The 24,320-nt window shown below is 70.7% G+C and carries 26 protein-coding genes; 11 read left to right on the plus strand and 15 right to left on the minus strand.

Annotated features, from left to right (window positions below):
• Positions 1–7: 7 nt before the first annotated feature.
• The gene (locus tag H4696_RS17710) at positions 8–625 is read left to right on the plus strand and encodes a winged helix-turn-helix transcriptional regulator (protein ID WP_086863099.1); all 618 of its coding nucleotides are present in this window, start codon (positions 8–10) and stop codon (positions 623–625) included.
• A 5-nt stretch (positions 626–630) separates the two neighbouring features.
• On the opposite strand, the gene H4696_RS17715 is transcribed toward H4696_RS17710, so the two are convergent.
• Entirely contained in the window at positions 631–1,371 is a 741-nt protein-coding gene (locus tag H4696_RS17715) for a DUF427 domain-containing protein (protein WP_192782376.1), read from the minus strand.
• A 139-nt stretch (positions 1,372–1,510) separates the two neighbouring features.
• Between H4696_RS17715 and H4696_RS17720 the strand changes: the two genes are divergently transcribed.
• Entirely contained in the window at positions 1,511–2,665 is a 1,155-nt protein-coding gene (locus H4696_RS17720; RefSeq protein ID WP_225955728.1) for an ROK family protein, read from the plus strand.
• On the opposite strand, the gene H4696_RS17725 is transcribed toward H4696_RS17720, so the two are convergent.
• Positions 2,662–3,123, minus strand: coding sequence for a pyridoxamine 5'-phosphate oxidase family protein (locus H4696_RS17725; protein ID WP_086863097.1), 462 nt, complete (start codon positions 3,121–3,123; stop codon positions 2,662–2,664). The genes H4696_RS17720 and H4696_RS17725 overlap by 4 nt on opposite strands.
• On the opposite strand from H4696_RS17725, the gene H4696_RS17730 reads away from it, so the two are divergent.
• Positions 3,122–3,598, plus strand: coding sequence for a MarR family winged helix-turn-helix transcriptional regulator (locus H4696_RS17730; RefSeq protein ID WP_086863096.1), 477 nt, complete (start codon positions 3,122–3,124; stop codon positions 3,596–3,598). The two genes, H4696_RS17725 and H4696_RS17730, sit on opposite strands and share 2 nt — an antisense overlap.
• Before the next feature lie 87 nt (positions 3,599–3,685).
• On the opposite strand, the gene H4696_RS17735 is transcribed toward H4696_RS17730, so the two are convergent.
• The gene (locus H4696_RS17735; RefSeq protein ID WP_086863095.1) at positions 3,686–4,192 is read right to left on the minus strand and encodes a PaaI family thioesterase; all 507 of its coding nucleotides are present in this window, start codon (positions 4,190–4,192) and stop codon (positions 3,686–3,688) included.
• Positions 4,193–4,316: 124 nt separating this feature from the next.
• On the opposite strand from H4696_RS17735, the gene H4696_RS17740 reads away from it, so the two are divergent.
• Genes H4696_RS17740 through H4696_RS17750 form a run of 3 tightly spaced genes read left to right on the plus strand, consistent with a single transcriptional unit; the run spans position 4,317 to position 7,828 of the window.
• Entirely contained in the window at positions 4,317–4,685 is a 369-nt protein-coding gene (locus H4696_RS17740) for an ArsR/SmtB family transcription factor (RefSeq protein ID WP_086863094.1), read from the plus strand.
• Positions 4,686–4,694: 9 nt separating this feature from the next.
• Positions 4,695–5,426, plus strand: a complete 732-nt coding sequence (locus tag H4696_RS17745; protein ID WP_086863093.1) for an HAD family hydrolase — start codon at positions 4,695–4,697, stop codon at positions 5,424–5,426.
• Positions 5,423–7,828, plus strand: a complete 2,406-nt coding sequence (locus H4696_RS17750) for a glycoside hydrolase family 65 protein (protein WP_086863092.1) — start codon at positions 5,423–5,425, stop codon at positions 7,826–7,828. Before H4696_RS17745 ends, H4696_RS17750 begins: the two co-directional genes overlap by 4 nt.
• A 9-nt stretch (positions 7,829–7,837) precedes the next feature.
• Here the strand turns inward: H4696_RS17750 and H4696_RS17755 are convergent, their stop codons facing one another.
• Together H4696_RS17755 and H4696_RS17760 are read right to left on the minus strand one after the other, a co-directional pair.
• Positions 7,838–8,020, minus strand: a complete 183-nt coding sequence (locus H4696_RS17755) for a hypothetical protein (protein ID WP_086863091.1) — start codon at positions 8,018–8,020, stop codon at positions 7,838–7,840.
• 41 nt (positions 8,021–8,061) lie between these two features.
• Positions 8,062–9,003: a Ppx/GppA phosphatase family protein gene (locus H4696_RS17760; RefSeq protein WP_338078686.1), complete on the minus strand. Its 942-nt coding sequence runs from the start codon at positions 9,001–9,003 to the stop codon at positions 8,062–8,064.
• 242 nt (positions 9,004–9,245) lie between these two features.
• Between H4696_RS17760 and H4696_RS17765 the strand changes: the two genes are divergently transcribed.
• The gene (locus H4696_RS17765) at positions 9,246–9,842 is read left to right on the plus strand and encodes a class F sortase (protein WP_249027206.1); all 597 of its coding nucleotides are present in this window, start codon (positions 9,246–9,248) and stop codon (positions 9,840–9,842) included.
• Positions 9,843–9,852: 10 nt separating this feature from the next.
• Here H4696_RS17765 and H4696_RS17770 read toward each other — a convergent pair whose 3' ends face one another.
• The 3 genes from H4696_RS17770 to H4696_RS17780 all read right to left on the minus strand — a co-directional run bounded on the left by H4696_RS17770 (position 9,853) and on the right by H4696_RS17780 (position 12,483).
• Entirely contained in the window at positions 9,853–10,893 is a 1,041-nt protein-coding gene (locus H4696_RS17770) for an LLM class F420-dependent oxidoreductase (protein ID WP_086864419.1), read from the minus strand.
• A gap of 126 nt (positions 10,894–11,019) precedes the next feature.
• Positions 11,020–11,970 carry a quinone oxidoreductase family protein gene (locus H4696_RS17775; protein WP_086864404.1) on the minus strand — a complete coding sequence of 317 codons (951 nt, stop codon included), beginning with the start codon at positions 11,968–11,970 and terminating at the stop codon, positions 11,020–11,022.
• Positions 11,971–11,979: 9 nt separating this feature from the next.
• A complete protein-coding gene (locus H4696_RS17780) occupies positions 11,980–12,483 on the minus strand; it encodes a nuclear transport factor 2 family protein (RefSeq protein ID WP_086864405.1) in 504 nt (167 codons plus the stop codon).
• Between the two features lie 103 nt (positions 12,484–12,586).
• Here H4696_RS17780 and H4696_RS17785 point away from each other — a divergent pair, with 103 nt between their 5' ends.
• On the plus strand, positions 12,587–13,195 hold the full coding sequence (locus H4696_RS17785; RefSeq protein ID WP_086864406.1) for a TetR/AcrR family transcriptional regulator: 609 nt from the start codon (positions 12,587–12,589) through the stop codon (positions 13,193–13,195).
• On the opposite strand, the gene H4696_RS17790 is transcribed toward H4696_RS17785, so the two are convergent.
• The 3 genes from H4696_RS17790 to budC form a co-directional block, all read right to left on the minus strand.
• A complete protein-coding gene (locus H4696_RS17790; RefSeq protein ID WP_086864407.1) occupies positions 13,169–13,393 on the minus strand; it encodes a hypothetical protein in 225 nt (74 codons plus the stop codon). The genes H4696_RS17785 and H4696_RS17790 overlap by 27 nt on opposite strands.
• A gap of 64 nt (positions 13,394–13,457) precedes the next feature.
• Positions 13,458–14,441 (minus strand): alpha/beta hydrolase fold domain-containing protein, encoded by a 984-nt coding sequence (locus H4696_RS17795; RefSeq protein WP_086864408.1) that lies wholly within the window; start codon positions 14,439–14,441, stop codon positions 13,458–13,460.
• An 11-nt stretch (positions 14,442–14,452) separates the two neighbouring features.
• The gene (budC, locus tag H4696_RS17800; RefSeq protein WP_086864409.1) at positions 14,453–15,214 is read right to left on the minus strand and encodes a meso-2,3-butanediol dehydrogenase; all 762 of its coding nucleotides are present in this window, start codon (positions 15,212–15,214) and stop codon (positions 14,453–14,455) included.
• A gap of 115 nt (positions 15,215–15,329) precedes the next feature.
• Here budC and H4696_RS17805 point away from each other — a divergent pair, with 115 nt between their 5' ends.
• Positions 15,330–15,896, plus strand: coding sequence for a TetR/AcrR family transcriptional regulator (locus H4696_RS17805; RefSeq protein WP_169735163.1), 567 nt, complete (start codon positions 15,330–15,332; stop codon positions 15,894–15,896).
• On the opposite strand, the gene H4696_RS17810 is transcribed toward H4696_RS17805, so the two are convergent.
• Positions 15,889–16,353 carry a MarR family winged helix-turn-helix transcriptional regulator gene (locus tag H4696_RS17810; RefSeq protein WP_086864411.1) on the minus strand — a complete coding sequence of 155 codons (465 nt, stop codon included), beginning with the start codon at positions 16,351–16,353 and terminating at the stop codon, positions 15,889–15,891. The two genes, H4696_RS17805 and H4696_RS17810, sit on opposite strands and share 8 nt — an antisense overlap.
• 79 nt (positions 16,354–16,432) lie before the next feature.
• Between H4696_RS17810 and H4696_RS17815 the strand changes: the two genes are divergently transcribed.
• The gene (locus H4696_RS17815; RefSeq protein ID WP_086864412.1) at positions 16,433–17,407 is read left to right on the plus strand and encodes an amidohydrolase family protein; all 975 of its coding nucleotides are present in this window, start codon (positions 16,433–16,435) and stop codon (positions 17,405–17,407) included.
• A 31-nt stretch (positions 17,408–17,438) separates the two neighbouring features.
• On the opposite strand, the gene H4696_RS17820 is transcribed toward H4696_RS17815, so the two are convergent.
• Positions 17,439–19,379 carry a pentapeptide repeat-containing protein gene (locus H4696_RS17820; protein WP_086864413.1) on the minus strand — a complete coding sequence of 647 codons (1,941 nt, stop codon included), beginning with the start codon at positions 19,377–19,379 and terminating at the stop codon, positions 17,439–17,441.
• Positions 19,380–19,542: 163 nt separating this feature from the next.
• Here H4696_RS17820 and H4696_RS17825 point away from each other — a divergent pair, with 163 nt between their 5' ends.
• Complete coding sequence (locus H4696_RS17825) at positions 19,543–19,917, plus strand: IclR family transcriptional regulator (protein WP_143265379.1); 375 nt, start codon at positions 19,543–19,545, stop codon at positions 19,915–19,917.
• 449 nt (positions 19,918–20,366) lie between these two features.
• On the opposite strand, the gene H4696_RS17830 is transcribed toward H4696_RS17825, so the two are convergent.
• Together H4696_RS17830 and H4696_RS17835 are read right to left on the minus strand one after the other, a co-directional pair.
• A complete protein-coding gene (locus tag H4696_RS17830; protein ID WP_143265380.1) occupies positions 20,367–22,313 on the minus strand; it encodes a hypothetical protein in 1,947 nt (648 codons plus the stop codon).
• A 1,065-nt stretch (positions 22,314–23,378) separates the two neighbouring features.
• Entirely contained in the window at positions 23,379–24,308 is a 930-nt protein-coding gene (locus tag H4696_RS17835; protein ID WP_086864416.1) for a YhjD/YihY/BrkB family envelope integrity protein, read from the minus strand.
• Positions 24,309–24,320 lie beyond the last annotated feature (12 nt).

Below are 24,320 nucleotides of genomic sequence, written 5' to 3' on the forward strand. Positions count from 1 at the left end.
GGGAAGCATGAGCCGAAGCTACGGTCAGTACTGCGGTCTCGCCCGGGCGCTGGACGTCGTGGGCGACCGGTGGAACCTGCTCGTCGTCCGCCAGCTCCTGGTGGCCCCCGCGCGCTACCGCGAGCTGCTCGACGGGCTCCCCGGCGTGGCCACCAACCTGCTCGCCGGGCGGCTGCGCGATTTGGAGGACGCCGGTGTCGTCGAGCGGCGGCTGGCCGCGGACGGCAACGCGATCGAGTACGCCCTCACGCCGTGGGGCGCCGGGCTGCGCGAGCCGATCGAGAGCCTCGTGCGCTGGTCCGCGCCGCTGATGGTGCGCGGTCCCGGGAACGACCGCTTCCGCCCAGAATGGTTCGTCGTCGCCCTCCCGGCCCTGCTCGGCGGGCGGAAGACCGCGGGCAAGCCGTCGACGGTGGGGATCGCGGTCGACGACCGGCTGGTCCAGGTGCGGGCGACGCGCTCCGGCGTCGAAGTCGCCCCGCACGACGGCCGGGACCTCGACGCCGTCGTGCGCGCCGACCCCGCGACCGTGCTGGGGCTGGCTGCCGGCGTGCTCACCCTCGACCAGGCCGCCGTCGAAGTCGACGGCGACGAGGCCGCGGTGCGGGCGCTCTTCGGCGGCTGAGGCGCTCAGGCGAACTTCGTCTTCGGGCGCTCCTGCCGCACCCCGTCGACGAAGACGTCCACCTTCTCGTCCAGGAACGCCACCAGCCCGGCGGCCCGGCTGCTCTCCGGCAGCGGCGTCGGGTAGCTCCACGCGAGGTCGGCGTGCCCGGCCACGTCGAAGTGCTCGGCCGCGCCCTTGTACGGGCAGTGCGTCACGGTGTCGATCTTCTCGAGCAGGTCCATCCGGACGTCGACGCGGGGCAGGTAGTAGCGGACCGGCAGGCCGGTCTCGAACAGCAGGTGCGGGCGGACGGAGTCGGCGACCGTGACGCCGTCGACCTCGATCCGGACGTGCCGGGAGCTCGGCAGGATGTCGACGCGCACGCCGGGGTCGCGCGGGTGCGTGAAGATCTGCTCGTCCTCTTCGAACCAGTCGAACGCGGCGAAGTCGAAGCGGACGTGGTCGCGGAGCTCCTCAATGGGCGAATCGGGGTGTTCCAGCGCGGCGTCCACCGCCTCGGCGCGGCCGACCTTTATCGTCGACAGAACACCATCTCCCCGGCTCGGCGAGTGCGTCGTCCGGCCGGAGGGGGTGAAAACGCCGCTCACGACGTCCGCGCGCGGGAAGTAGTACGTGGGGTAGTACGGAACTTCCCACACCAGAAGGGGGTGCACGGTGTCCGCGACGAGTTCCCCGCCGAGGAACACCCTTACCCGCTTCGCGCCTTGTGCCACGCGGACCCGGCCGCGTACCGGAGTGCTCATGCCCCGGTCAACGGGTCCGGAAGCGGGCGTATTCCGGCGGAACCGGGGGCCGGGCGGCTAGCGTGGCGGGGAGTACGAAGACGAGAGGCGGGCACGGGTGACCGGCGTAGGAGCTCCAACGGTCGGGACCCCCGCCGGGATGCGCAAGATCAACCAGCGGGCGGTGCTGGACCTGCTGCGCCGAAGCGGACCGGCGACGCGGCCGCAGGTCGCGAAGGACACCGGGCTGTCGAAGCCGACGGTCAGCCAGGCGCTGCTGGCGCTCGAGGCCGCGGGACTGGCGCGCCCGACGGGGCAGACGTCCACCGGCACCGGCCGGTCGGCGGTGCTGTACGAGGCCGACCCCACGGCGGGGTACGTGCTGGGCGTCGACATCGGCCGCGAGCACATCCGGGTCGCGGTGTCCGACCTCGGGCGCGTGCTGGTGGCCCGCCGCGACGAGCGCAACACGGCGCGCTCCGGGGCGGCGCTGGTGACCGCGGTCGGGAAGATCGCCGCCGACGCCGTCGCCGAAGCGGGCCTGACGCCGTCCGACATCGTTGTCCGCGTGGTCGGCTCCCCCGGCGTCGCCGATCCGGAAAAGCGCTGCTTCCGGCACGCGCCGAACCTGCCGGGCTGGGGCCGGGCCGGGCTGATCGACGACCTCGAAGCCGCGCTGGGACCGGACCTGATGGTCGAGAACGACGCGAACCTGACCGCGGTCGGCGAGTGGGAAAGCGGGGCCGCGCGCGGTGCGTCGGTGTTCGGCTGCATCACGATCGGCACCGGCGTCGGCATGGGCATGATGGTCGACGGCCGGGTGTTCCGCGGCGCGACCGGCGCGGCGGGCGAGATCGGCTACCTGCCCTACGGCCGCACGCGCGCGGCGGAGGAGCCCACGAGCCCGCCCGCGCGCGGCCACCTCGAAGAGGCGACGGCGGCGCAGTCGGTGGTCCGCGGGGCCCGCGAACTCGGCCTCGGCACGGCGAAATCGGCCCGCGAAGTCTTCCGCCTGGCCCGCGAAGGCGACGAACTCGCCCGGCGCGCGGTGGAAACGGAAGCCGACCGCCTCGCCTACACGGTCGCCTCGGTGGCGGCGGTGATCGACCCGGAGCTGATCGTCCTGGGCGGCGGCATGGGCACGGCGGCCGACCTGCTGCTGGAGCCGATCGACCGCGCCCTGCGCGCGTTCACGCCGCTGGTGCCGAAGGTGGTCCAGGGCGAGCTGGGCGAGGACGCGGTCCTGACCGGCGCGATCAGCGTGGGACTGCGGGCGGCGGAAGGCCTGGTCTTCGACCACCGCGTCGGCGCTTAAGCCGCCCGCCAGGCCTCGCCGGCGGCCGAGAGGCGCCAGGGTGTCAGGCGCAGCACCGTGATCTTCGGGTCGAGGTGGTCCTCGCCGCCCAGGATCTTCGGGTCGAAGCCGAGCGGTTCCGGCGTCGAGGCGAAGAGGTCCCATAGGTCCTTTCGGCTCTCCTCGTCGTCGGCGAACTCCGCCCGGCACTCCGCGATCGCGACTTCGTGCCGCGGGTCCCAGTACGAGCACGACACGTACGGCGACGCCGCCAGGTGCGCGAGCTTCAGCGGCGTCGGGCGGGTGAAGAGGCGGCCCCGCAAGCCATCCGGCGTCCGCTCCCAGATCGGGTGGACGACCCGGGAGCGCGGCCTGCCCCGCCGGTCGACCGTCACCAGCGTGCACCAGACGATCCGGTGCGCCACGCGCACGAACGCTTCGGCCAACCCGTCCGGCACTCTGCTAGATTCCACAACCATGGTTGTGCATCCTAGCAGCCTCGACCTGTCCCTGACCGCACTCTTCGCGGGCTGGGCCATGACCGACGAGGTCCAGCGGCGCCTCGCCGGGCGGGGCTTCGACGAACTGCGCTTCAACGACGGCGTCGTGATCCAGCACGTCCTGGCCGCCCCGCTGTCGATCACCGCGCTGGCCGAGCGGATGGGCGTGACGCAGCAGGCGGCGTCGAAGGCCGTCGCGGACCTCGAACGCCGGAACCTGCTGCGGCGCGAACCATCACCGGACGACGCACGGACGAAGCTGCTGCACCTGACCGAACACGCGGTCGCTGCCGTCGAGGCGACCCGGGTGCTACGACAGGAGCTTCAGGAGGAATTGGTCGCGGAGTACGGCGCCGGGCGCGTCGAGGACGCCCGGGCGTTGCTGGCGTCGGTGATCGGGCGGTTCGGTGGCGAGGACGCGATCCGCGGCCGCCGCGTCCGGCCGCCCCGCTGATGGCCCCAATGTGGCGTTCGGTGCGTCGGACGCAACCAACGCCACATTGGGGCGCATTTCCAGGCCGCTCAACGAACGTCGCAACACTCAGCGGGTGATCACGCACGTCCCCGACGCCGTCGCCAGCAACCTGCCCTCGGCGTCGCGGATCTCCCCTTCGGCGAACGCGATCCGCGCACCCTCCTTCACCACGCGGCCGACCGCCCGGATCTCGCCGCGACCCGCGTGGATCGCGCGCAGGTAGCTCACCTTCAGCTCCACCGACGCATAGCCGACGCCGGCCGGGAGCGTCGTGTGGACCGCGCAGCCGACGACCGAGTCGAGCATCGTGGCCGCCACGCCGCCGTGGACCATGCCGATCGGGTTGTACAGCGACTCGTCCGGTTCGGCGACTGCTTCGACCTCGCCGTGCTCGATGCGCTCCCAGCGGAGCCCGAAGTGGGCGGCGATCGGCGGGCCCGGGATGCGGCCGTCCTTGATGGCCGTCAGGTACTCCAGGCCGGACATGGCCGCGCCGAGCCGGGCCGTGGGCAGCGGGTCCTGCCAGGTGATCGTCTTCGAGCGGGTTCCCGCTTCGGCGGCCACGTCGGTCATCTCGGGCTCCTCGACTATGACAGGTGTCTTAATCGCAGCTTCGCCCGGGCGCCGGGACGACGTCAAGCGCGCGTGACCCAGGCCACCGGTGGTCGGCCCCGGGCGCGGGTGGAATCATCCGGGGGTGAGCACCGAGCGCAAGCTGATCGACCCGGAACGCGTCTCGGCGGCGGTCGACGGGCTCGGCGACCGCGCCGTCATCGACGAATGGGCCCGGCGCTTCTCCGTGGTCGCCGACCCGTCCCGGCTGGCCCTGCTGGTCTCCATCCACTACGCCCGCGAGATCAGCGTCACCGATCTCGCCGCGGCCACCGGCATGACCGACACCGCCGTGTCGCAGGCCCTGCGGCTGCTGCGGGCCCACGGCCTGGTCACCCCGCAGCGCACCGGCCGCGTCGTGCGCTACCGGCTCGCCGACGCGACCGTGCACGAACTCATCCACCACGTCCGCCCGCACCCCGAACATCCCGCGAACGACGACGAGGACCGGTAGCGTGCGGGCATGACGGGATTGCCGGAAGCCATCACCGCCTGCCTGTTCGACCTCGACGGAGTGCTGACCGGGACGGCGATTCTCCACCGCGAAGCGTGGAAACGGACATTCGACGAATTCCTCCGCGCCCGCGACGGTGCCGGGTTCGCCGAGTTCACCGACCACGACTACGCGGCCTTTGTGGACGGCCGCCCCCGCGCCGACGGCGTGCGGGAGTTCCTGCGGTCACGGGAAATCGAGCTGCCCGAGGGCACGCCGGACGACCCGCCGGACGCCCCCACGGTCAATGGCGTCGGCAACCGCAAGAACGAACTGGTGCTGAAGATCATCGACGAGCGCGGCGTCAGCCCCTACCCCGGCTCGATCCGCTACCTCGAAGCGGTCAAGGCCGCCGGGCTGCGGATCGCCGTCGTGACGTCCTCGGCGAACGGCGCCAAGGTCCTCGACGCCGGCGACCTGAGCAAGTACATCGAGGCCCGCATCGACGGCGTCGTCATCCGCGACCGGCACCTCAAGGGCAAGCCCGCCCCCGACTCGTTCCTGGCCGGCGCCGCGGCGCTCGGCGTCGAGCCGGCGCACGCGGCCGTCTTCGAGGACGCCCAATCCGGTGTCCAGGCCGGGAAAGCCGGCGGTTTCGGGTACGTCGTGGGCGTGAACCGGGCCGACCAGGCCGCCGCGCTGAAGGCCCACGGGGCCGACATCGTCGTCGACGACCTCGCCGACCTGCTGGAGGACCGATGACCGACGAACCCCGCGGCTACGAGTGCGCCCCGTGGGAGCTGCGCTGGCGCGGCATGGACGTCGACGCCCTGCAGCGCACCGAATCGGCGTTCGCGGTGTCCAACGGCCACATCGGGCTGCGCGGAACCCTCGAAGAGGCCGAACCGCGCGGGCTGCCCGGCACCTACCTCAACGGGTTCTACGAGCAGCACGAACTCCCCTACGCCGAAGCCGGTTACGGCTACCCCGAAGAGGGCCAGACCGTCGTCAACGTGACCGACGGCAAGATCATCCGGCTGCTGGTCGAGGACGAGCCGCTGGACATGCGCTACGGCGCGGCCACCAAGCACGACCGCGTGCTCGACTTCCGCAAGGGCACGCTCAGCCGCAGCACCGAGTGGTCGTCGCCGACCGGGCGGCGGGTCCGCGTGCGCACCGAGCGGCTGGTTTCCTTCACCCAGCGCGCGATCGCCGCGATCCGGTACGAGGTCGAGCCGCTCGACGAGGACCTGCAGCTGGTCGTGCAGTCCGACCTGCTGGCCAACGAGCCGATCGAGTCCGACACCAGCGACCCGCGGGTGGCCGCCGCGCTGGAATCCCCACTGGTGGGCGAATTCCACCGCGCGTCGGAGTACAACGCCGTGCTGGTGCACCAGACCCGCCGGTCCGGGCTGCGGATGGCGGCGGCGATGGACCACAAGATCGAGGTGGACGACGGCATCCGCGCCCGCATCCACTCCGAAGAGGACCTCGCCCGGCTCACGGTCGCGGTCGACGTCCCCAAGGGCGGCAAGCTCCGGATCACCAAGTTCCTCGCCTACGGCTGGTCGGCGCAGCGCTCGGTGCCGGCGTTGCGCTCGCAGGTCGAGGCGGCGCTGGCGGGCGCGCGCCAGACCGGCTGGAAGGGCCTGATCACCGAGCAGCGCCAGTTCCTCGACGACTACTGGGCCACCTCCGACATCGAGATCGACGGCGATCCCGAGCTGCAGCAGGCCGTCCGCTTCGCCCTCTTCCACCTCCTGCAGGCCGGGGCCCGCGGCGAAAGCCGCGCGATCGCGGGCAAGGGACTGACCGGGCCGGGCTACGACGGGCACGCGTTCTGGGACACCGAATCGTTCGTCCTGCCGGTGCTCACCTACACCATCCCGGACGCGGCGCGCGACGCGCTGCGCTGGCGTCACTCCACAATGGACAAGGCGCGGGAACGCGCGCACCAGCTGGGATTGCGCGGAGCGGCGTTCCCGTGGCGCTCGATCAACGGCGCCGAATGCTCGGCGTACTGGCCGGCCGGCACGGCGGCGTTCCACGTCAGCGCGGACATCGCCGACGCCGTGCTGCGCTACCTCAACGCGACCGGCGACGAGGAGTTCGAGCGCGACTACGGCACCGAGCTGCTGCTGGAAACCGCGCGGCTGTGGGCGTCGCTGGGCCACCACGACCGGCACGGGACGTTCCGCATCGACGGCGTCACCGGCCCGGACGAGTATTCGGCGGTGGCGGACAACAACGTCTACACGAACCTGATGGCGCGCCGGAACCTGCTGGCCGCGGCGGACTCCTGCGAACGGCACCCGGACGTGGCTGCGCACTTCGGCGTCGACACCGTCGAACTGGACTCGTGGCGCGCCGCCGCGGCGGCGATGTACCTGCCCTACGACGCGGAAATCGGCGTGCACCCGCAGTCGGAGGGGTTCCTCGACCACGACGAGTGGGACTACGAGAACACCGACCCGGCGCACTACCCGCTGCTGCTGCACTACCCGTACTTCGACCTGTACCGCAAGCAGGTCGTGAAGCAGGCGGACCTGGTGCTGGCGCTGCACCTGTGCGGCGACTCGTTCAGCCCCGAGGAGAAGGCGCGCAACTTCGCGTACTACGAAGCGAGGACCGTGCGGGACTCCTCGCTGTCGGCGGGGACGCAGGCCGTCGTCGCGGCCGAGGTCGGGCACCTGCAGCTGGCCTACGACTACCTCGCCGAAGCCGCGCTGACCGACCTGCACGACGTGCACAACAACGTGCGCAACGGCCTGCACATGGCGTCGCTGGCCGGGGCGTGGCAGGGCGCGGTGGCCGGGTTCGGCGGGCTGCGCGACCACGGCGGGACGCTGGCGTTCTCCCCGCGGCTGCCGGAGCAGCTGGGCCGGCTCACCTTCCGGCTGATGTTCCGCGGCACGCGGTTCCAGGTCGAGATCGACCCCGACCAGGTCACCTACCACGTGCTCGACGGCGAGCCGCTGGAAGTGCTGCACCACGGCGAGCGCATCACGCTCACCCCGGAGCCGCGGCGGTTCCCGATCCCGAAGATCGACGCGGGCGACCCGCCGAAGCAGCCGCCGGGCCGCGCCCCGATGCGGCGCGACTCGGAAATCGTGCGGCAGTACGCGGAACCGGCCAACCCGATCAGCGAGGTCTACGCCACCTGAGCCGGGCGGCTACTCCGGGAGGTCGCTGAGGGCGTCCCGGCCGGGCGGGGCCGGGACTTCTTCGGTCCCGCTCGGACTCACGTCCGGGTCGGGGGCGGTCGGCACGTCGTGCGTCAGGCTGCCGGGGGTCGGGAGCTTCGGGAGCTCTTCGTCTTCGTCGTCGCGGCCGTGGATGCGCTGCTGTTCGCTCATGGTTTCCGGAATACCCGGTTTTCCCGGTCCCGGCCAGGGGATCAGGCCGCCCGGTGGTCCCCGGCGGCCTTCGCCTTGTCCTGGAGGGTGAGCAGCAGGCCGTCGCGGGTCGACCACGGGCAGATCGCGACCTTCCCGCCCGCGACCGTCAGCAGCGCCTCCGCCACGATCGCGCCGGCCAGCGCCTGGTGGGCGCGACTGCGCGAAATGCCCGGCAGCTCGGCGCGCTTCGACGGCGGGAGCGCGGCGAGCCGCGGGATCCAGGCACGCAGGTCGTCGAGCCGCAGCTCACGGCGCTTCCCGGGCCGGGCACCGGACAGCCGGGCCAGCTGCTGCAGCACCTTCGAGCAGCCGACGACCCGCGGGTCGTCGACGCCGGCGGCACCGAGCGTGGTGCTGACGACGTCGAGCGCGTGCGTGCGCAGCGCCTTGACCTGCTTGTTCGACACGCGCTCGGACGGCAGCCAGTCCCGCGTCATCGACCGGGCGCCCAGCGGTAGCGACCGCGCGAACGTGGCCTGCTCACCGCAGCCCGCGGCCAGCTCGACCGTGCCGCCGCCGATGTCGAGCACCAGCAGCGGCCCGGCGTCCGCGCCGTACCAGCGGCGGGCGGCCAGGTAGGCGAGCCCGGCTTCGGCCGGCCCGGACAGGAACCGCAGCTCGACCCCGGTTTCCCCGGCGACGTGCCGGACGACGTCGGCGGCGTTGGCCGCGTCGCGGATCGAGGACGTCGCGAGCGGGTACACGCCGTGGACGCCGTGGCGGTAGGCGGTGCTCATCCCGGCGGCGACGGCGGTGGTGACGGCGACCACGCCCCGGTCGGTGAGCCGGCCGCGGCCGTCGAGTTCGCGGTCGAGGCGCAGCCGCGTCTGGTGGTTCAGCACCGGCTCCCGCGGGGACCCGGAGACGGGCACCACCACGAGCCGGGCACTGAACGAACCGACGTCCAGCACGCCCACCGCGGGCTCTTCGATTTTTCGCACGACTCGGCGCACCTCACTTCCGCCTGCTGAATATCCCCAGCGGGGCTGGTTGAAACCAGCAATGATGTCGGATCTCACCGCGCGCTGCCGGGTGTTTCACGAGATTGGACCCTCCGGCGGTGTGTTCTTGACGCGAAGGTCACAGCGAGATAACCCGAACGAGTGAATTGGACACGATTCGGTAACGTCGAGGGCGGCGCTGCGATCAACCGGTCGTCAGCACCGGTGTGGAGCGGGGAAAAGTGATCGAACGGCCCGAGCGGCGAGCCGCGCTCGCCCGGCCGGCCGCGGCCGTGCTCGCGGTCGTGGCCGGGCTCGGCTGCGTCCTCCTGGGCGTGACCACGGTCCTCGCCCCGGCCACGACGGTCCCCGCGGGAGCGGCGGCGGCTCCCCTCCCGGCCCTCGGCGCGCCGGCGTCGATCGGGATCCCGGACCTCGGCCTGGCGCTGGACCACGTGACGGCTTTGGGGCACGTCGGTGGCCGGCGTGAGCAGCCCGGGACGGCGCTCGGGGTCGGCTGGTTCGCCGACGGCCCGGCCCCGGGGGCGCCCGGCGTCGCGGTGCTGTCCGGCCACGCCGGCTTCGGCTACTCGGCCGGCGCGTTCGCCCGCCTGGCGGCGCTCCGCCCGGGCGCGCCGATCACGGTCCGCGACGCCGACGGGCACGAGTCCCGCTTCACGGTCCGGCGGACGGCGCAGTTCCCGCCGGACGAGCCGGACACCACGCTGGTGGCCCCCGAGGGCGCGGGCCCGCAGCTGCGCCTGATCACCAGCGACGGGACCTATGACGGCGCAGGCTTCAACGGCGCACGGGTCGCCGTCTACGCGACTCCCGCCTGACGCCCCGGGGTCAGCCGATCAGGTCGCGCAGCTGGGAGACCGCGGCCACGCGGGCGTCGCGGCCCGGGAGGAGGGGGTTGACCACCAGCGTCGTCGCGCCGGCCTCCTTGAACGCCGCCAGGCGCTCCTTCACGTACCCGGCCGGGCCGACCAGGGAGATCGCGCGCAGCAGTTCGAGGGGAACGGCCGCCGCCGCTTCCTCCTTCTTGCCGTCGAGGTAGAGGTCCTGGATCAGCTTCGCCTCGGCCTCGTAGCCGTAGCGGCGGGCGAGGTCGTTGTAGAAGTTCTTGCCGCGCGCGCCCATCCCGCCGATGTACAGCGCCAGGATCGGGCGCAGGTGGTCGAGCAGCGGCTCGACGTCGTCGCCGATGGCCAGGGCCACCGACACGTACGTGTCCAGCTCGCCCAGCTCCGGAGCGCGCTTCGCCTTGCCCTCGGCCAGCGCCGCGCCCCAGGCGTCGGCCGCCTTCTCCGGGTGGAAGAAGATCGGCTGCCAGCCTTCGGCGATTTCCGCGGTGAGCGCGACGTTCTTGGGGCCGAGCGAAGCCAGCAGCACCGGGATGCGCTCGCGCACCGGGTGGTTGATCAGTTTCAGCGGCTTGCCGAGCCCGGTCCCCTGCTCCGGCGGCAGCGGGATCGTGTAGTGCTTGCCCTCGTGCACCACGCGCTCACGGCGCCACACTTGACGGCACACCTCGACGATTTCGCGAGTGCGCCCGAGCGGCGCGTCGTACTTCACGCCGTGGAAGCCCTCGATGACCTGCGGACCGGACGCGCCGAGCCCCAGGATGAACCGCCCGTCGGAGACGAAGTCGAGTCCGGCCGCGGTCATCGCCGTGAGCGTCGGCGTGCGCGTGTAGATCTGGAAGATCCCGGAGGCCAGTTGGACGCGTTCGGTCTTGGCCGCGAGGTAGCCGAGCTGGCTGACGGCGTCGAACGAATACGCCTCCGGCACGAAGGCGACGTCGAGGCCCACCTTCTCCAGTTCGACGATGTCCGCGACGCTGTCGGCGAAGCCTCCGGCGTAGTTGATCGCGGTCCCGATCCGCATGTCCACCTCCGTTGCTGAGCAAGCGCTTATTCGTCCTGGTCCGTCATACCGCACGGGCCCCTTGATCTCAGCACGTGGCGGACACCCGGCCGAGTGGCGGTGGTCACGCCCCACCGCCCGGTCGCCTCAGAAGGCGGTGAAGTCCAGGACGAGACGGCCGCGGACGCCGCCACCGGCCAGCCGCCGGTGGGCGTCGGCGGCGCGGCCGGCCGGCAGCACGTCGGCCACCCGCAGCGTCAGCTCGCCCGCGGCGGCCTGATCCCGCAGCCGCAGCAGGCGGGCGTGGTCGGTCACCGCCGCGGGGACGAACACCTTGTGCAGCCGGATGCCGCGGTCGACCGGGCCGTCCCAGCCGCGGACGACGGCCAGCCCGCCGCCGTCACGGATCGCCGCGACGATCAGTTCGTGCTGCGCCGCGCCGTCGAGCACGGCGTCCACACCGTCGGGCGCGAGCGCGCGGAAGCGGGCGGCGACGTCGTCGCCGCGGGGCACGACCTCGTCGGCGCCCAGTTCCCGTACGAGCCGGACGTCGGCCGCCGAGGCGTCCGCGAACACCCGCAGCCCCTCGGTCTTGGCCAGCTGCACCGCATACCCGCCGAAGGCGCCGACCGCTCCGGTCACCGCGATGGTGCCGCCGGCCGGCACGGCGACCGCATCCAGCGCGAGCCGGGCGGTCAGCGCGTTCATCAGCAGCGTGGACGCGGCCGGGAAGTCCACGCCGGGTGGCATCGGGACCACCGATTCCACCGGCGCCACGACGAGTTCGGCGTAGGCGCCGCCGCGTGGGCCGTAGGCGTGCAGGATCGCCATCACCCGGTCCCCGGGCCGGAGTGCGGTGTCAGTGTCCGGGCCGATCGCGTCGACCACGCCGGCCGCGTCCATCCCCGGCACGTAGGGGCCGGGGCGGCCTTCGAACCAGGCTGGCACGACCCCGGCGCGCAGCATGGTGTCGGTGGGGTTGACCGCCGCGGCGTGCACGCGGATGCGCACCTCACCGGGGCCCGGGACGGGGTCGGGCAAGTCGATCACCCGCAGCACGTCGGGGCCACCGAACTCGGTCAGGCCGATCGCACGCATGCCCGGTCCTCAGTTCTCGATCGCGGTTTCGGCGGGGATCCTGGCGGCCGCGGGATTGCCCACCGACCAGCGCGAGCTGACCCGGTTGCGGCGGACCCGCCACACGTGGCCGTGCTCGCGGACCAGGTCGGTCTCGAACCGGTTGCCCAGCAGCAGGTGGTCCTGGAACTCGACCGACGGCCCTTCGCCGCTCCGGTGGTGCTGCCCGATCAGGTAACAGGTCAGCTTGGCGGTGTCGCCGTCCACCCACACCCGGATGTTGGCCAGGGCGTGGAAGGTGTCCATCGCGGTTCCCACGGTCCGCATCAGGGTCTCGACGACCTGTTCGCGGCCGACGTAGGGCTCGAACACGTGGATGCTGGGGTCGATGCCGCCGAGGTCGAACACCGCGTCCTCGGTGAAGGCGGACCGCAGCAGGTCCTCGTCGCCGAAGTCGATGCCCTCGACGATCCGCGTGACCGCGTCCACGACGCCGTCCCGGTCGGTGTAGGCCGTCGCTTCACTCGGCTTCATCGGCAATCTCCTGTCTCGAACCAACGCCAACGTTGGTGTTGGTTCGACCGTAACACCCGACTTTCGCCAACGGCAACGTTGGCGTCGGTGTTAACCTCCGGGGATGAAGCGAACCGTCGACGACACGCGCCGTCTGCTGCGGGAAGCGGCGATGGCCGAGTTCGCCGCGCACGGGTCCGACGGCACCACCGTGACCCGCATCGCCGCCCGCGCCGGTGTCAACAAGGAACGCCTCTACGCCTACTTCGGCGACAAGGACGCCCTCTTCGACGAGGTGCTCACCGAAGCGCTGGAGGAACTCTCCCGCGTCGTCACGCCGGAAGGCGTGGACTTCGGCGACATGGGCGAAGTCGCCGGACGCACCTTCGACTACTACGGCGAGCACCCCGAACTGGCGCGCCTGCTGCTGTGGGAAGGCCTGCGCGGGGCGCCGCCGGTCAACGCCACCGCGCGCGTCGAGCACTACAGCCGCAAGGTCGCCGCCACCGGCCGGGCCCAGCGCGACGGGTCCATCGACGGCGGCATCGACGCCGGCCACCTCATGTTCATGATCATCGGGCTCGCGGCGTGGTGGTTCAGCGTCCCGCAGCTCGCCACCATGCTGACCGGCACCGAGGCCGACGACGCGGACGAGCGAGCCCGGAGGCGAGCGTTCGTCGTGGAGGCGGCCCGGCGCCTGACCCGGTCACCGGCGGACGTCCCGGCTCCCTGAGGGAAGCTGGGCCGGGTCCACGAGCGTGACCTCCTCGAGCGTCTCGAACCGGCCGTCCGGCGCGAAAGTGCCGAACACATACGACTCCCGCACCTGCCGGGTGCCGTCGCGCATCTCGATCGTGAGCACGTGGCGGTCCGCGTAGGCGGATCCGAGGACCAACTCGTCCAGCAGGTCGATCTCCACCGAGCGGATCATCGTGCGGATCTGGGCTCCTCGAGCACGAACGCCATGCTCCTCATCGTTTCCTCCGTCAGACCGGCTACGAACGACTTTCGCCGGGGGTGCCGCGCCGGAGGAACGCGTGCCAGGTCTGCTCGAACGAGCGGGTCAGGGCCGACGCCGGGGCGAAGCGGTCCCAGGCGTGGAACGCCCGCGCGTAGAGGTGCAGGTCGACCGGAACCCCCGCGGCGGTCAGCCGTCGCGCGAAGTCGATGCCCTCGTCCCGCAGCAGGTCGAACTGGGCCACGGCGACGAAGGTGTCCGGCAGGCCCGCGAGATCGGTGGCCCGGCCGGGCGCGGAGTACGGGTCCACGTCCTCCGCACCCATCCGGTCGCCCAGCACCGCGGCCCAGGCGTACCACATGTCCGCGTGGGTGAAGACGACCTCGGAGACGGCCTCCGTGCTCGACGCCGTCTCGAGTCGGTCGTCGAGCATCGGGTAGAGCAGGGACAGCGAGCACGGCGGCACGGCCCCGCGGTCGCGCACCATGAGCGCGGTGGCGGCGGCCGGTGCGCCGCCGCCGCTGGCGCCCGCGAGCCCGATCCGGTGCGGATCGATCCGCTGCTCGGCGGCTTGCTTGACGAGGTGGGTGTAGGCGAGATAGCCGTCTTCGGCCGCGCCGGGAGCCGGGGTCTCCGGGGCGAGCCGGTAAGCGACGGCCGCCACCACGCAGCCGAGGCTCAGGGCCAGCGCGGTGTGGTACGCGTCGTCGGCGCGGACATCGCCGCCGAGGACCTGGGCGCCGGCGTGGAACCAGAGCAGCGCCGGCAGGACGTCTCCGGCGTCCGCCGGGCGGTACAGGACAACTTCGAGCTCGGTCCGGTCGTCCCGCGGGATCCGTAGCGCCGAAATCGTCACTCGCGGGTCCGGGGGCGCCGCGGGCAGGTTAGCCATGGCCGCGGCCAGCTGCGCGCGCAGCGCCGGGATGTCGGAGAGGTCGAGCAGGGTGCCGTTCGCGACCTTGGGCAGGGCCGCGAACGCGGCGGCGAGGTCCTGGTCGAGCAGGCTGTGGGTGCCGGGCATGAGAAGTCCTTTCAGAACAGGGAAGGCTGGCCGCTGCCGGCGGTGATGCCGCCGTCGACGGGCAGGACGGCTCCGGTGATGACCCGGGCGTCGGCCGAGGCCAGGAAGGTGACCGCGCCGGCGACGTCGGCGGGCGTGCCGGCGCCGGCCAGCGCCCGGCGCCGGTCGAAGCGTTCGACCAGGCCGGCGTACTTCGTCGCCAGCTCCGCCGAACCGGTCAGCGACGGGGCGACTGTGTTCACCCGGATGCCGAACCGGCCGAGGTCGAAGGCGAGCCCGCGGGTGAGGTTCACGACCGCGCCCTTGGCGGCGTTGTAGGCGGTGAGCCTGCGGTCGCCCCCGAGCCCGGAGGCGGAGGCGATCTGGACGATGCTGCCGCGGCTTTCCTTCAGGTACGGCACTGCCGCCTGGGCACCGAAGAAGCAGCTGTCGACGTCGGTGTCCATGATCAGCCGCCAGTCGGCCGCGGTGGTCTCCTCGAACTCCTTCACGAGGCCGACCCCGGCGTTGGACACCAGCACGTCGATCCCGCCGAACCGCTCGGCACCGGCGTCGATCATCGCCCGCACCTGGTCCGGGTTCGTGACATCGGTGGCGACGGGCAGCGCGCGGTCCGCGCCGATCTCGGCCGCGAGGGCCACCAGCCGGTCCATCCGCCGCGCGGCCAGCACGAGCGCGGCCCCCTCGGCGGCGAACCGCCGGGCGATCCCGGCACCGATGCCGGAACTGGCACCGGTGACCACGACCACCTTCCCCGCGAAACGTTGCTCCACTACATCTCTCCAACGTCAGTAACTGACACTTTCTCGGACAGTCACTGACGCTAGCGTGAGTCAGTCACTGACGCAAGAAGCATCAGTGACTGACACTTGTGATAGGTTTCCGGACGTGTCACGAAGAGGCGATGAAGTGCGGCTGCGGCTCCAGGAGGCCGCCCTCGACCTGTACCTGGAGCGGGGCTACGACAAGACCACGACCGGGGACATCGCCGCCCGCGCCGGGGTCACCGAGCGCACCTTCTTCCGCCACTTCGCCGACAAGCGCGAGGTTTTCTTCGACGGCGAGACCGAGCTGCGGGATCTGCTCACCGGCGCCGTCGCCGAGGTCCCCGCCGGCGTCAAGCCACTGCCCGCGCTGCGAACCGCGTTCCACGAAGTCGTACCGCTGATCGAGCGCAACCTGCCGGTCACCGAGCGGCGGGCGCCCGTCATCGCCACCACGCCGGCCCTGCAGGAACGGGCGCTGTCCAAGACCGCGTTCCTGGTCGCCTCGCTCGCCGACGCGCTGCGGGCCCGCGGCGTCCCCGGCCCGCAGGCCGCCCTGTACGCCCAGGTGGGCATGGACACGTACTCGATCGCCATCCGTCGCTGGGGCGCCGACCGCGACGAGGACCTGCACACCCACATCGACCGCGCCTTCACCGATCTGCGGCTCGCCGCGAACGCCCTCAAGTGACGCCGGACCGGCGCCTAGCCCCGTCGTGGACGCGGGCTACCAGCCGAGTTTCGATCTTGCGTAGCGTCGCGATCGCGGCGTCGATCTCGGCGTCGTCGGCGACCGTCCCCTCGAGCAGCCGGCTCCAGGCCACACGTAGCCGCCGCAGGTTGTCGTGCGCTTTCTCGGTGGGGTAAAGGCGAACGCGCCGTGCGTCGTGCCGGTCGACGTCCCGCCGCACGAGACCCGCCGCTTCGAGGCCGCGCACCGCCCGGCTGAAGTTGCTCGAGATCAGCTGGGTGGCCTCGGCGGCCGCGCTGACCGTGGTTCCCGGGTTGCGGTCGATGTAGCGCATCACCGCTCCCTGCAGCGGCGTCCCCGCCTCGATCTCGGCTTCCTTGGACGCCACGATGTGCCGGCCCACGGCCAATACCACGTCGGCGAGCTCGAACAGCCTCGACGTCTGCTCCTCGTCCATCTGCCAGAACCTCCCGGGATCACTGTCAGATGAATGCTATCATTTGACAGGTACCCGTGACCCGCACGAAGGATCGGCCATGACTCTTGTCGCCATCGAGGAGCATTGGATCCACCCTGCTCTCACCACCGCGCTCAAGGGCATGCCGCGCCCGGACGAGAGCCTGGCCTTCAACGAGCTGGGCGACCATTCGCAGCGGCTGACCGACCTGGACGAGGGCCGGCTCGCCGCCATGGACGCGCAAGGCATCGACGTCTCCGTCCTCGCCCTGACCCCGCCGGGAACCCAGCCGCTGCCGCCCGCCGAAGCCGTGCGGTTGAGCCGCACCGTGAACGACGTCGCCGCGGCCGCCGCCGGCCGGCATCCGGCGCGCTTCCGGGTGCTCTCGACCCTGCCGATGTCTTCTCCGGAGCACGTCGTCGACGAGCTCGTGCGCGCGAAGAGCCTCGGCCACGTCGGGACCATGGTCTACAGCCGCTCCGGAGAGCGCTTTCTCGACGATCCCGCCTACGACGAGTTCTTCGCCGCAGCCGCCGACCTCGGCCAGCCGGTGTTCATCCATCCCCAGATCCCCTCGGACCGCGTCCGCGACGCCTCCTACCGCGGTCTCGGTGACATGAGCGACCTCGCGCTGGCCACCTTCGGGTGGGGCTGGCACGTCGACACCGCGACCGCGGCACTCCGGCTCATCCTGCGCGGCACCTTCGACCGGCACCCCGCACTGCAGGTCGTGCTGGGCCACTGGGGAGAGCTGCTGCTGTTCTGGCTGGACCGGGCCGACAGCCTCTCGCGCGTCGCCGACCTGCGGCACCCGGTCTCGCACTACATCAGGGCGAACTTCCACATCACCGCGTCCGGCATGCTCAACCCGGCCCTGCTCCGCCACGCCCTTTCCGTGACGACCGCCGACCGGTTGCTCTTCTCCACCGACTACCCCTTCCAGCACCCGAGCCGCGACGAGATCGGCTCCTTCCTCGCACACTTCGACACCGAAGCAGACCGGCGGAAGTTTTCCTCCGCCAACGCGGCGGCACTCTTCGGCCTCACGCTCTGACCGGCCGGAGCCGGGGCGATGGCGGGCGCTCCTACTCCGCGGCTTCCTCCGCCGGCGCGAGTTCCAGCACTCCCCATCCCTCGGGAAGCGCGTCGGCCTCGCCGGGCACCCGGATCACCGTGCCGGGCGGCCAGGTGCTTTCCACGTCCACCTTCCGCTTGTGCCCGACCAGGCGGACCCACACCCCTCCGATCCGGGGCGGCCGCGCGAAGTGCGCGCCGGCGAACCCGACCGGGCCGTCGAAGCGCACGTCGTCGAAGACGGTTTCACCGTCGAAGCGTGCGCGGGCGAACCCGCCGACGTCGTCGAATCTCGTGTGGAGGAACCGCGCAGTTTGGCCGAACTCCGCCTCCCGGAACCCGGCCAGATCGGCGAATTCCGTGTTCTCGAACCACACGTCCGCGGCGAACCGGGTGCGTTCGAAGTCGGCCGCATCGGCGAAGCGGCATTCGTAGAACCTCGTCACGCCGCCGAACGCCGCCTCCTCGAACACCGCGAACCGCGCGAACCGGGTGCCGCCGAAGTTCACGCCGGCGAACTCCGTCCGGACGAACTCCACTCCTTCGGGGAACTTCGCCATGTTGAACGAGACGTCGCCGGTGAACCGGGTTTCGGTGAAGTCGGTGTTCCGGCCGAATTCGGTGGTGAAGAAGTCCGCCCCGGCGAGCGTGGCGTTGCCGAACTGGGTGAACGCGCCGCCGAACCGCACCTCCTTGAAACTGGCGTAAGCGCTGAACTCCGCGTGGGTGAAGTAGGCGTTGCCGGCGAACCGGGCGCCGCCGAACCAGCACCGGCCGAAGCGGGCCCGGTCGAACTCGGCCCGGTCCCCGAACCGCGTTTCCGTGAAGGACCCCTCTTGGGAGAACTTCGCCCGGGTGAACAGCGCGGGCGCGCGGAAGTCCGCCCGGTCGAACTTCGCGCTCGTGCCGAAATCGGCGTCGTCGAAGCGGGCGTAGCCCTCGAAGGTCACCCGCCCGAACCGGGCTTCGTGGTCGAACCGCGCGTGGTTGAAGCCGGCTTCGCCCATGAACCGCGCCCCGGTGAACACGGCGTTCAGCCCGAAGCGCGTCCGGTCGAACCACACGTCACCGGTGAAGGTGACGCCGGTGAAGTCCGCGGCGACGACGCGGCAGTCGATCAGGTTGGCCGGCCCGAGCACGGCGCCGGTGAGGTCGAGGCTGATGCCCGCCCAGAACGTGGCGGCCGGCTCGTCCTCGCCGCCGTGCACGAGGTGGCGGAACAAGATGCCCTGCGCGGTCCGCCGGACCTGGTACTCCGCCTCCGCCTCCGCGGGGGCGGGAGCTGCGGCGCGGGGCGCGGGCGGGGCGAGCCGCAGCGACGCCCGTTGCCGGGCCGCGCCGCCCAGCAGCGGCCGCGGCACCCCCGGTGGCCGGGCCGACGGCCGCGGCGCCGGCTCGCGCCGCGGCGGGGCGTACGGCATCCGGAGGTACGCGCACAGCAGGTCGACGATGGTCTGGCGCTGGGAGGGGTTGTCCTGGGCGAGCCGCTCCAGCGCGTACAGCCCGGCCAGCCGGGCCGGGGCCTGCGGCGAACCGAGCTGGTCGGCCGCCTTGCCGTACAGGTCGGTGATCCGGCGGGCCTCGGCGTCGGCGACGGTGGCGGCGTGGGCCGCGCGGACCTGGTTCAGGCTCAGTTCCGAGGTCCGCTGCCGGCGCGCGGTCAGCCACAGGGCCGCCGCTCCCCCGGTGCCGACCACGATCGTGCCCGCGGTCTTGATGGCGTCCAGCTGATCCGAGTGCCCGCCGCCGCCGAACGCGACGAGCAGCCCGGCCGCCAGCCCGACACCGAGCACGACCAGCGCCACGCCCGCCCAGGCCATCGCCCGGTGGGACAGCACGGGCAGCTCCTCCGGCGGCGCCACGGGCGGCCGGTAGGTCAGCAGCGACAGCGGCGGGGAATCCGGCGGCGGGACGGGCTCGAGCGGGTCCGGGACGGGCGGCTGCGTGCTCACCCGCCCATCATGGCGGCCTCCGGCCACCGACGGGGCTCGATCAGGACACCTGACCGGACCTCAAACCCGAAACGCCGGACGCGGTCCCGCTACCGGCCCGCCGCCGTGCGATCAGCTCCGGAGCAGGTGTCACGGCCGGGTGCCGAAGGGGCAGGTGTGGCCGATGCGCACCACGTCCTCGCCGAACAGGGAGGCCGCCCAGCCACGACTGCTGAGCCTCGCCGAGGATACCGGCGAGTCGGCTTCACTGGTCGTGCTGGACGGTGCCGAGGTCGTCTACGTCGCCCGCACTGGTCGACGAAGTGGTGGCGGCCGTGGAGGAGCTGGAGGAGGGTCTGCTCTCTCGGTGTCGGCGCTCGTCCGCGACGCGAGCGGCGCGGTGGTGGCGGCGCTGGCGTCGTCGACGTCGAGCGGCCGGTCGGACGTCGAGACGCTGCGCCGGGAAGTGGTGCCACTGGTCGTCCGCACCGCGGCGCGGATCAGCGCCGACCTCGGGCACCGCGTCGTGCCGGGCACCGGCCGGGAAGGGTTCTTCTAGACCGCGGTAGCCGGCGACCCCCGCCCCGCACCCATCGCTGATGACCGTCGCGAACGACCACCGGCGTGATCCGCGCGTGCCGCAGACGATTGATACCACCTCACCCGCGAAGGTGAGTTCTCGACTGAGAACGAATGCGCACTCCGGGTGGTGGGTCATGACCGAGTCGAGCCCTCGACGAATGATGAACCCCGAGACCTCAAGTCGACGCTCCCGCGACGGGCACTCGACGCGCAGGGGGTCAAAGTGTGCAAGTTCCTGATCGAAACGTAACGCCTCAGCACACCCACGCCGAAGCGAGCGGTTACGCCCCCATACAACGCCCGGATCAACCCACCACCACGCAGAGCCGCCTGATGCCAACATCGCGAAGTACCGTCGGCAGCCAGCGAGCCATCGATAACTAAGTCTGTTGAGTCGCCGCTGGCTTACAGCAAGCAACCGAAGCCTCAACCAGCTTCCGCACCCAGACGCGATTGATCACCGTGTAGGAACTTGATGATCTCTTGAGTGACTTTGTGGGAACCTCCGAGCAACTGCTTGAAGTTCAACTCAATTTCGAGACTTTGTCGGCGAATTGGAATAGATCGATCACGCTGCCCATAGAAACCAGTGTTACAAAGAAGCAACCGTGCGATCTCAGCGTCAGAGCCTTCGGAGTCGAGCAGTCGTCGCCATTCATCAACCATCTTATTCAACAGAACTTTTGCCAGTTCTTTCTTGCCAGCCTGGGCGATACATTGGGCTTCACTGTATCGATGCACGAAAACCCAGGCATTACTGCGGTCGACACCCAGCGTCCGCTCGACATCGCATGCGAGCCGCCGATACATTTCCGCTGCACGTTCCGGATCGCCCGCCCGGGCAGTAAAATTCGCGAGGCCGCCACGCGTCTGGAAGACACGAGGGTCGTCAATTCCGAGAATACGTTCTCGATCACCAACCAAGTCGCTGAGCAACGCGGCCGCTCGACGAGGGCTACCCGCGTCACCAATACATGTGGCCATGCAGTGACGGGTCATCAGCGTGTCGGGATCATCTACACCCAACGCGAGCTGTTGCTCCTTGAGGAGCACAGTGAACTCTGCCAGCGCAGCAGAGTGATCACCCAAGGTCATGAGGTGGTCTGTGCGCTCATGACGTGCATCAAGTGTATCCCGGTGCCTCGGACCCAATATTTGCTCTTGGTCAGCAACCAAAGCGGTGTACAACTCGACAGCTCGCGCAAGATTACCCGAGCTTGCAGTGTTCAAAGCTAGAAAGTAACGAGCACGCAGAGTGCCGGCAATATCAGGATCGTTACTTTGCTCGCGCCGTCCCACAATTTGCTCGAGCATCCGCACGGCCGTCCCGTTGTCACCCGTAGCTCCTATCGCGCTCGCCCATTTCCAGTCCGCATTAGCGATTCCATAGTCGGCAGCCTTTCGATAAGCGGCGACCGCAGCGTCAACCATAAACCGCCTGGATGCCGATTCACCGATAGCATCGACAACATCGGGAGTAGCTCGATCGATCAACACGTCCCACGTTGCCCGAGGAACGCGGTCCGCGCCAGGAAGATCGACAAGGTAGTCGAAAGCGATGAAATGGTTGCTGATACCACAAGGCAGCAGGAGGCTACTGGTGCCATGACTCGGCGTAGTGGCCCAAGCCAAGGCCTCGTCAACAGGTTCCGGGCGCAGGAGCGGACCTCCCTGAGCCTCTAGATAGTGTGTCGACAACTCGATCAGCAAGTCGAGACTCACCGGTTCGTGATGGCCCGCGCGCCGACAGTCGACACCTGCCGCCACGAGAGCAGCGCCACGGGGATGAGCTCCGGCGCGCCATGCATTGCGCCAATCTTTGGCCAATTCCGGGCCTGCGGCGAGCATCTCGGCTAGCCCGAAATGCGCAACATGAGCGAGTGCTCCTCGAATGCGCGGATCATCGGCATGCTCGTGAGCCCGGTCAAGCTCGGCCGCACTCCACTTCCGGCGGATCTCGACCACATGGGCCAGCTCGAGAGCGTCACGAGCTGCCCGCCAGGACTCGCGGTCGAGCCCCGACAAAACTGGTTCCTCCCGTGCACTATAGCGGTCGAATTCCGCGCTTCGCAGGGTCGCCACTACGACACGTCGGTCACCGCCGCCCGCGAGCCTGCGCACCATGCTCACCGTCAATCCCGCAGGGCCGAGAAACCGCTCCAAGTCGTCTAGCCACACCACACATCGACGCTGGTCCAGCGCTGTCTGCAAGGCGGTCGGGAGCGAATCACGGCTCGCCGGAACGACAAGCACATGATCAGGAAAAAGTCTCCGAATCGCTTCATAGGCTGCACGCGACTTACCGGCGGTCGAATCTCCGGTCAGCAAAACAAATCCGCAGCTCAACAGTAACTCGTCGAGCCGAGCCTGCACGTCGCGAGGAATATAGGGTGGAACCCGATCAATGGTAGTTCTATGTCCGTCAGCCCTGTCAAGCGAAGCTGCGGGATGTATCCGCAGAGCGATCGGATCGTCCCAATTACGCACTCGACGCAATCGTCCTGATCCTTTGCCTGCGAGAACGTGATCAGGGACGGCCTCCCGATAGGCATCCGCTCGCTCCAGGGAAGCTCTACTACGAGCGCTGACAAAGCTGAAAACCGCAGTTGCGAGGACCGACCCCACTGCGGCAGCTGCTGGCCCGCTCACCCACGCAGCCGCGACTGCGCCCGCAGCGACGCCCAGGACGACCGCGACGAGGAGCGCCAACCAGATGATCAGGCGGCGCGAACGGGATCGTATCCGCTGCATACTCCTCCTCATCTATCGAGCGACGTCGTCGCGACTGCATCCAATCTGACCAGCCAGCTCGCGCAGGCACAAGTGGCACCACATCGAACAGCCATGGACCGCGTTACTCGCTGGGGCCCGCGCTGATCACAAAGAAGAAGCGGCAGTCATGATCGACCACGGAATCGCCGCTCTGAGACCGAGCCGAGCCCAGCTCAACCGCAACATCCTGCTCGTTACACTCCGACGCGGTGCGACTAGCGACATCGCACCGTCCCAGGCTTCAGATATGCCGGCACCCTCCTTCCCCACGCGCCGCCGTGAAGAAACCAGTCGGCGCTGGCGGCTGGAGCACCGCGTTTGGGCCACTCTCACTGAAGCTGGCACGGCTCAACGCTGCCATAGACGGGCAGCTGGCCGCCGCTGGCGTACAACTGCTGCCGTGCATCTAGCCCATCGTGCCGGCCCCCGTGGCAGCGCAGCATCAACAGTGCGGCTGAGTGGGCGCACTACAGCGCTGCGACGCCATTTACGGCCTGCGCCTGCAGATCTCATCTGCGCGTTCGCTGGCTAGAACGTGGTCATGATCCCGCGCATGCAGTCACCATACTGGGAACAGACCTCGAATTGCCCGCAAAGCAAGCGCTTAGCCGTGGATCCTACGGTGGTCTGGCGGCCTCCGCCGCAGGCGCTGTACGGCCGCCACGCTCAGCGGCCCGACAGGGTGCGGACCACCAGCTCCGCCGACGCGCCCGCGCCCAGCGTCGTGCCCGCGTAGCGGACGTCCGCCGCGAGCGTGCCCGTCGGTTCGTCGCGGACCGTCAGCCACACCGTGACCATCAGGAGCCAGCGGACGATCAGGTAGCCGAACAGCAGGAGGCCGACCAGGGTGCCGAAGGCCGCGACCGCCGGGGAGCGGCCCAGCAGGTGCAGGTACAGGCCGCCGGCCTGCTGGATCGCGCCGAGGCCGACCGCGGCGGCGCCTGCCGGGCGGAGGGTCGAGCGCAGGGGTAGTGGGCGGCGGGGCAGGCGGGCCAGGCACCAGGCGATGACCAGCCAGTTCGCCGCGAGCCCGAGCAGCAGCGAGCCCGCGACCAGCACGAAGTGCGCGAACCCGCCGTCCAGGCCGGTCAGCCGGAGCAGGGCCGCGCCGGCCGCGCCGGTCAGGGACGCCAGGCCGAAGGAGAGCGCCATCGCCAGGCCGACCCCGACGAGCACCAGGACGTCGGTGACGATGCCGCGCAGCAGGGGCCGCGAGGTGCGTTCCTGGCCGAGCATCGCGGTGACGGCGTCGCGGACGTTGCTGATCCAGCTCCAGCCCGAGTACCCGGCGACGGCCAGCGCGAGCAGCCCGATCCGGCCGCGCTCGCCGACCACGGTGTGCACGACGTCCGTGGCCTGGCCCGCGAGTTCGGGCGGCAGCGAGCTGCCGATGACGTGGTCGAGCTCGGCGGCCAGGATGCGGTCGCCGGCCAGCACGAAGCCGGTCACCGAGACGGCGACCATGATCAGCGGGACGAGCGCGAGCAGGCTGAAGAACGTCACGGCGGCGGCGTAGTGGTCGCCGTCGCGCTCCCGGTACCGGGCAAGCGTCGCCCCGGCTCGCCGGAACCCCTTCTTCACCACTCCACGCACCACCGGCCGACCCTC

It is taken from the genome of Amycolatopsis lexingtonensis (assembly GCF_014873755.1).
GTDB classification, from domain to species: domain Bacteria; phylum Actinomycetota; class Actinomycetes; order Mycobacteriales; family Pseudonocardiaceae; genus Amycolatopsis; species Amycolatopsis lexingtonensis.

What these genes read in the sequence shown, in the direction of transcription:
- H4696_RS17710 (WP_086863099.1), top strand. Translation starts at nt 8, where the DNA reads ATGAGCCGAAGCTACGGTCAGTACTGCGGTCTCGCCCGGGCGCTGGAC.
- H4696_RS17715 (WP_192782376.1), bottom strand. Translation starts at nt 1,371, where the DNA reads ATGAGCACTCCGGTACGCGGCCGGGTCCGCGTGGCACAAGGCGCGAAG.
- H4696_RS17720 (WP_225955728.1), top strand. Translation starts at nt 1,511, where the DNA reads ATGCGCAAGATCAACCAGCGGGCGGTGCTGGACCTGCTGCGCCGAAGC.
- H4696_RS17730 (WP_086863096.1), top strand. Translation starts at nt 3,122, where the DNA reads ATGGTTGTGCATCCTAGCAGCCTCGACCTGTCCCTGACCGCACTCTTC.
- H4696_RS17725 (WP_086863097.1), bottom strand. Translation starts at nt 3,123, where the DNA reads ATGGTTGTGGAATCTAGCAGAGTGCCGGACGGGTTGGCCGAAGCGTTC.
- H4696_RS17735 (WP_086863095.1), bottom strand. Translation starts at nt 4,192, where the DNA reads ATGACCGACGTGGCCGCCGAAGCGGGAACCCGCTCGAAGACGATCACC.
- H4696_RS17745 (WP_086863093.1), top strand. Translation starts at nt 4,695, where the DNA reads ATGACGGGATTGCCGGAAGCCATCACCGCCTGCCTGTTCGACCTCGAC.
- H4696_RS17750 (WP_086863092.1), top strand. Translation starts at nt 5,423, where the DNA reads ATGACCGACGAACCCCGCGGCTACGAGTGCGCCCCGTGGGAGCTGCGC.
- H4696_RS17755 (WP_086863091.1), bottom strand. Translation starts at nt 8,020, where the DNA reads ATGAGCGAACAGCAGCGCATCCACGGCCGCGACGACGAAGACGAAGAG.
- H4696_RS17770 (WP_086864419.1), bottom strand. Translation starts at nt 10,893, where the DNA reads ATGCGGATCGGGACCGCGATCAACTACGCCGGAGGCTTCGCCGACAGC.
- H4696_RS17775 (WP_086864404.1), bottom strand. Translation starts at nt 11,970, where the DNA reads ATGCGTGCGATCGGCCTGACCGAGTTCGGTGGCCCCGACGTGCTGCGG.
- H4696_RS17780 (WP_086864405.1), bottom strand. Translation starts at nt 12,483, where the DNA reads ATGAAGCCGAGTGAAGCGACGGCCTACACCGACCGGGACGGCGTCGTG.
- H4696_RS17785 (WP_086864406.1), top strand. Translation starts at nt 12,587, where the DNA reads ATGAAGCGAACCGTCGACGACACGCGCCGTCTGCTGCGGGAAGCGGCG.
- H4696_RS17790 (WP_086864407.1), bottom strand. Translation starts at nt 13,393, where the DNA reads ATGATCCGCTCGGTGGAGATCGACCTGCTGGACGAGTTGGTCCTCGGA.
- H4696_RS17795 (WP_086864408.1), bottom strand. Translation starts at nt 14,441, where the DNA reads ATGCCCGGCACCCACAGCCTGCTCGACCAGGACCTCGCCGCCGCGTTC.
- H4696_RS17810 (WP_086864411.1), bottom strand. Translation starts at nt 16,353, where the DNA reads ATGGACGAGGAGCAGACGTCGAGGCTGTTCGAGCTCGCCGACGTGGTA.
- H4696_RS17815 (WP_086864412.1), top strand. Translation starts at nt 16,433, where the DNA reads ATGACTCTTGTCGCCATCGAGGAGCATTGGATCCACCCTGCTCTCACC.
- H4696_RS17825 (WP_143265379.1), top strand. Translation starts at nt 19,543, where the DNA reads ATGCGCACCACGTCCTCGCCGAACAGGGAGGCCGCCCAGCCACGACTG.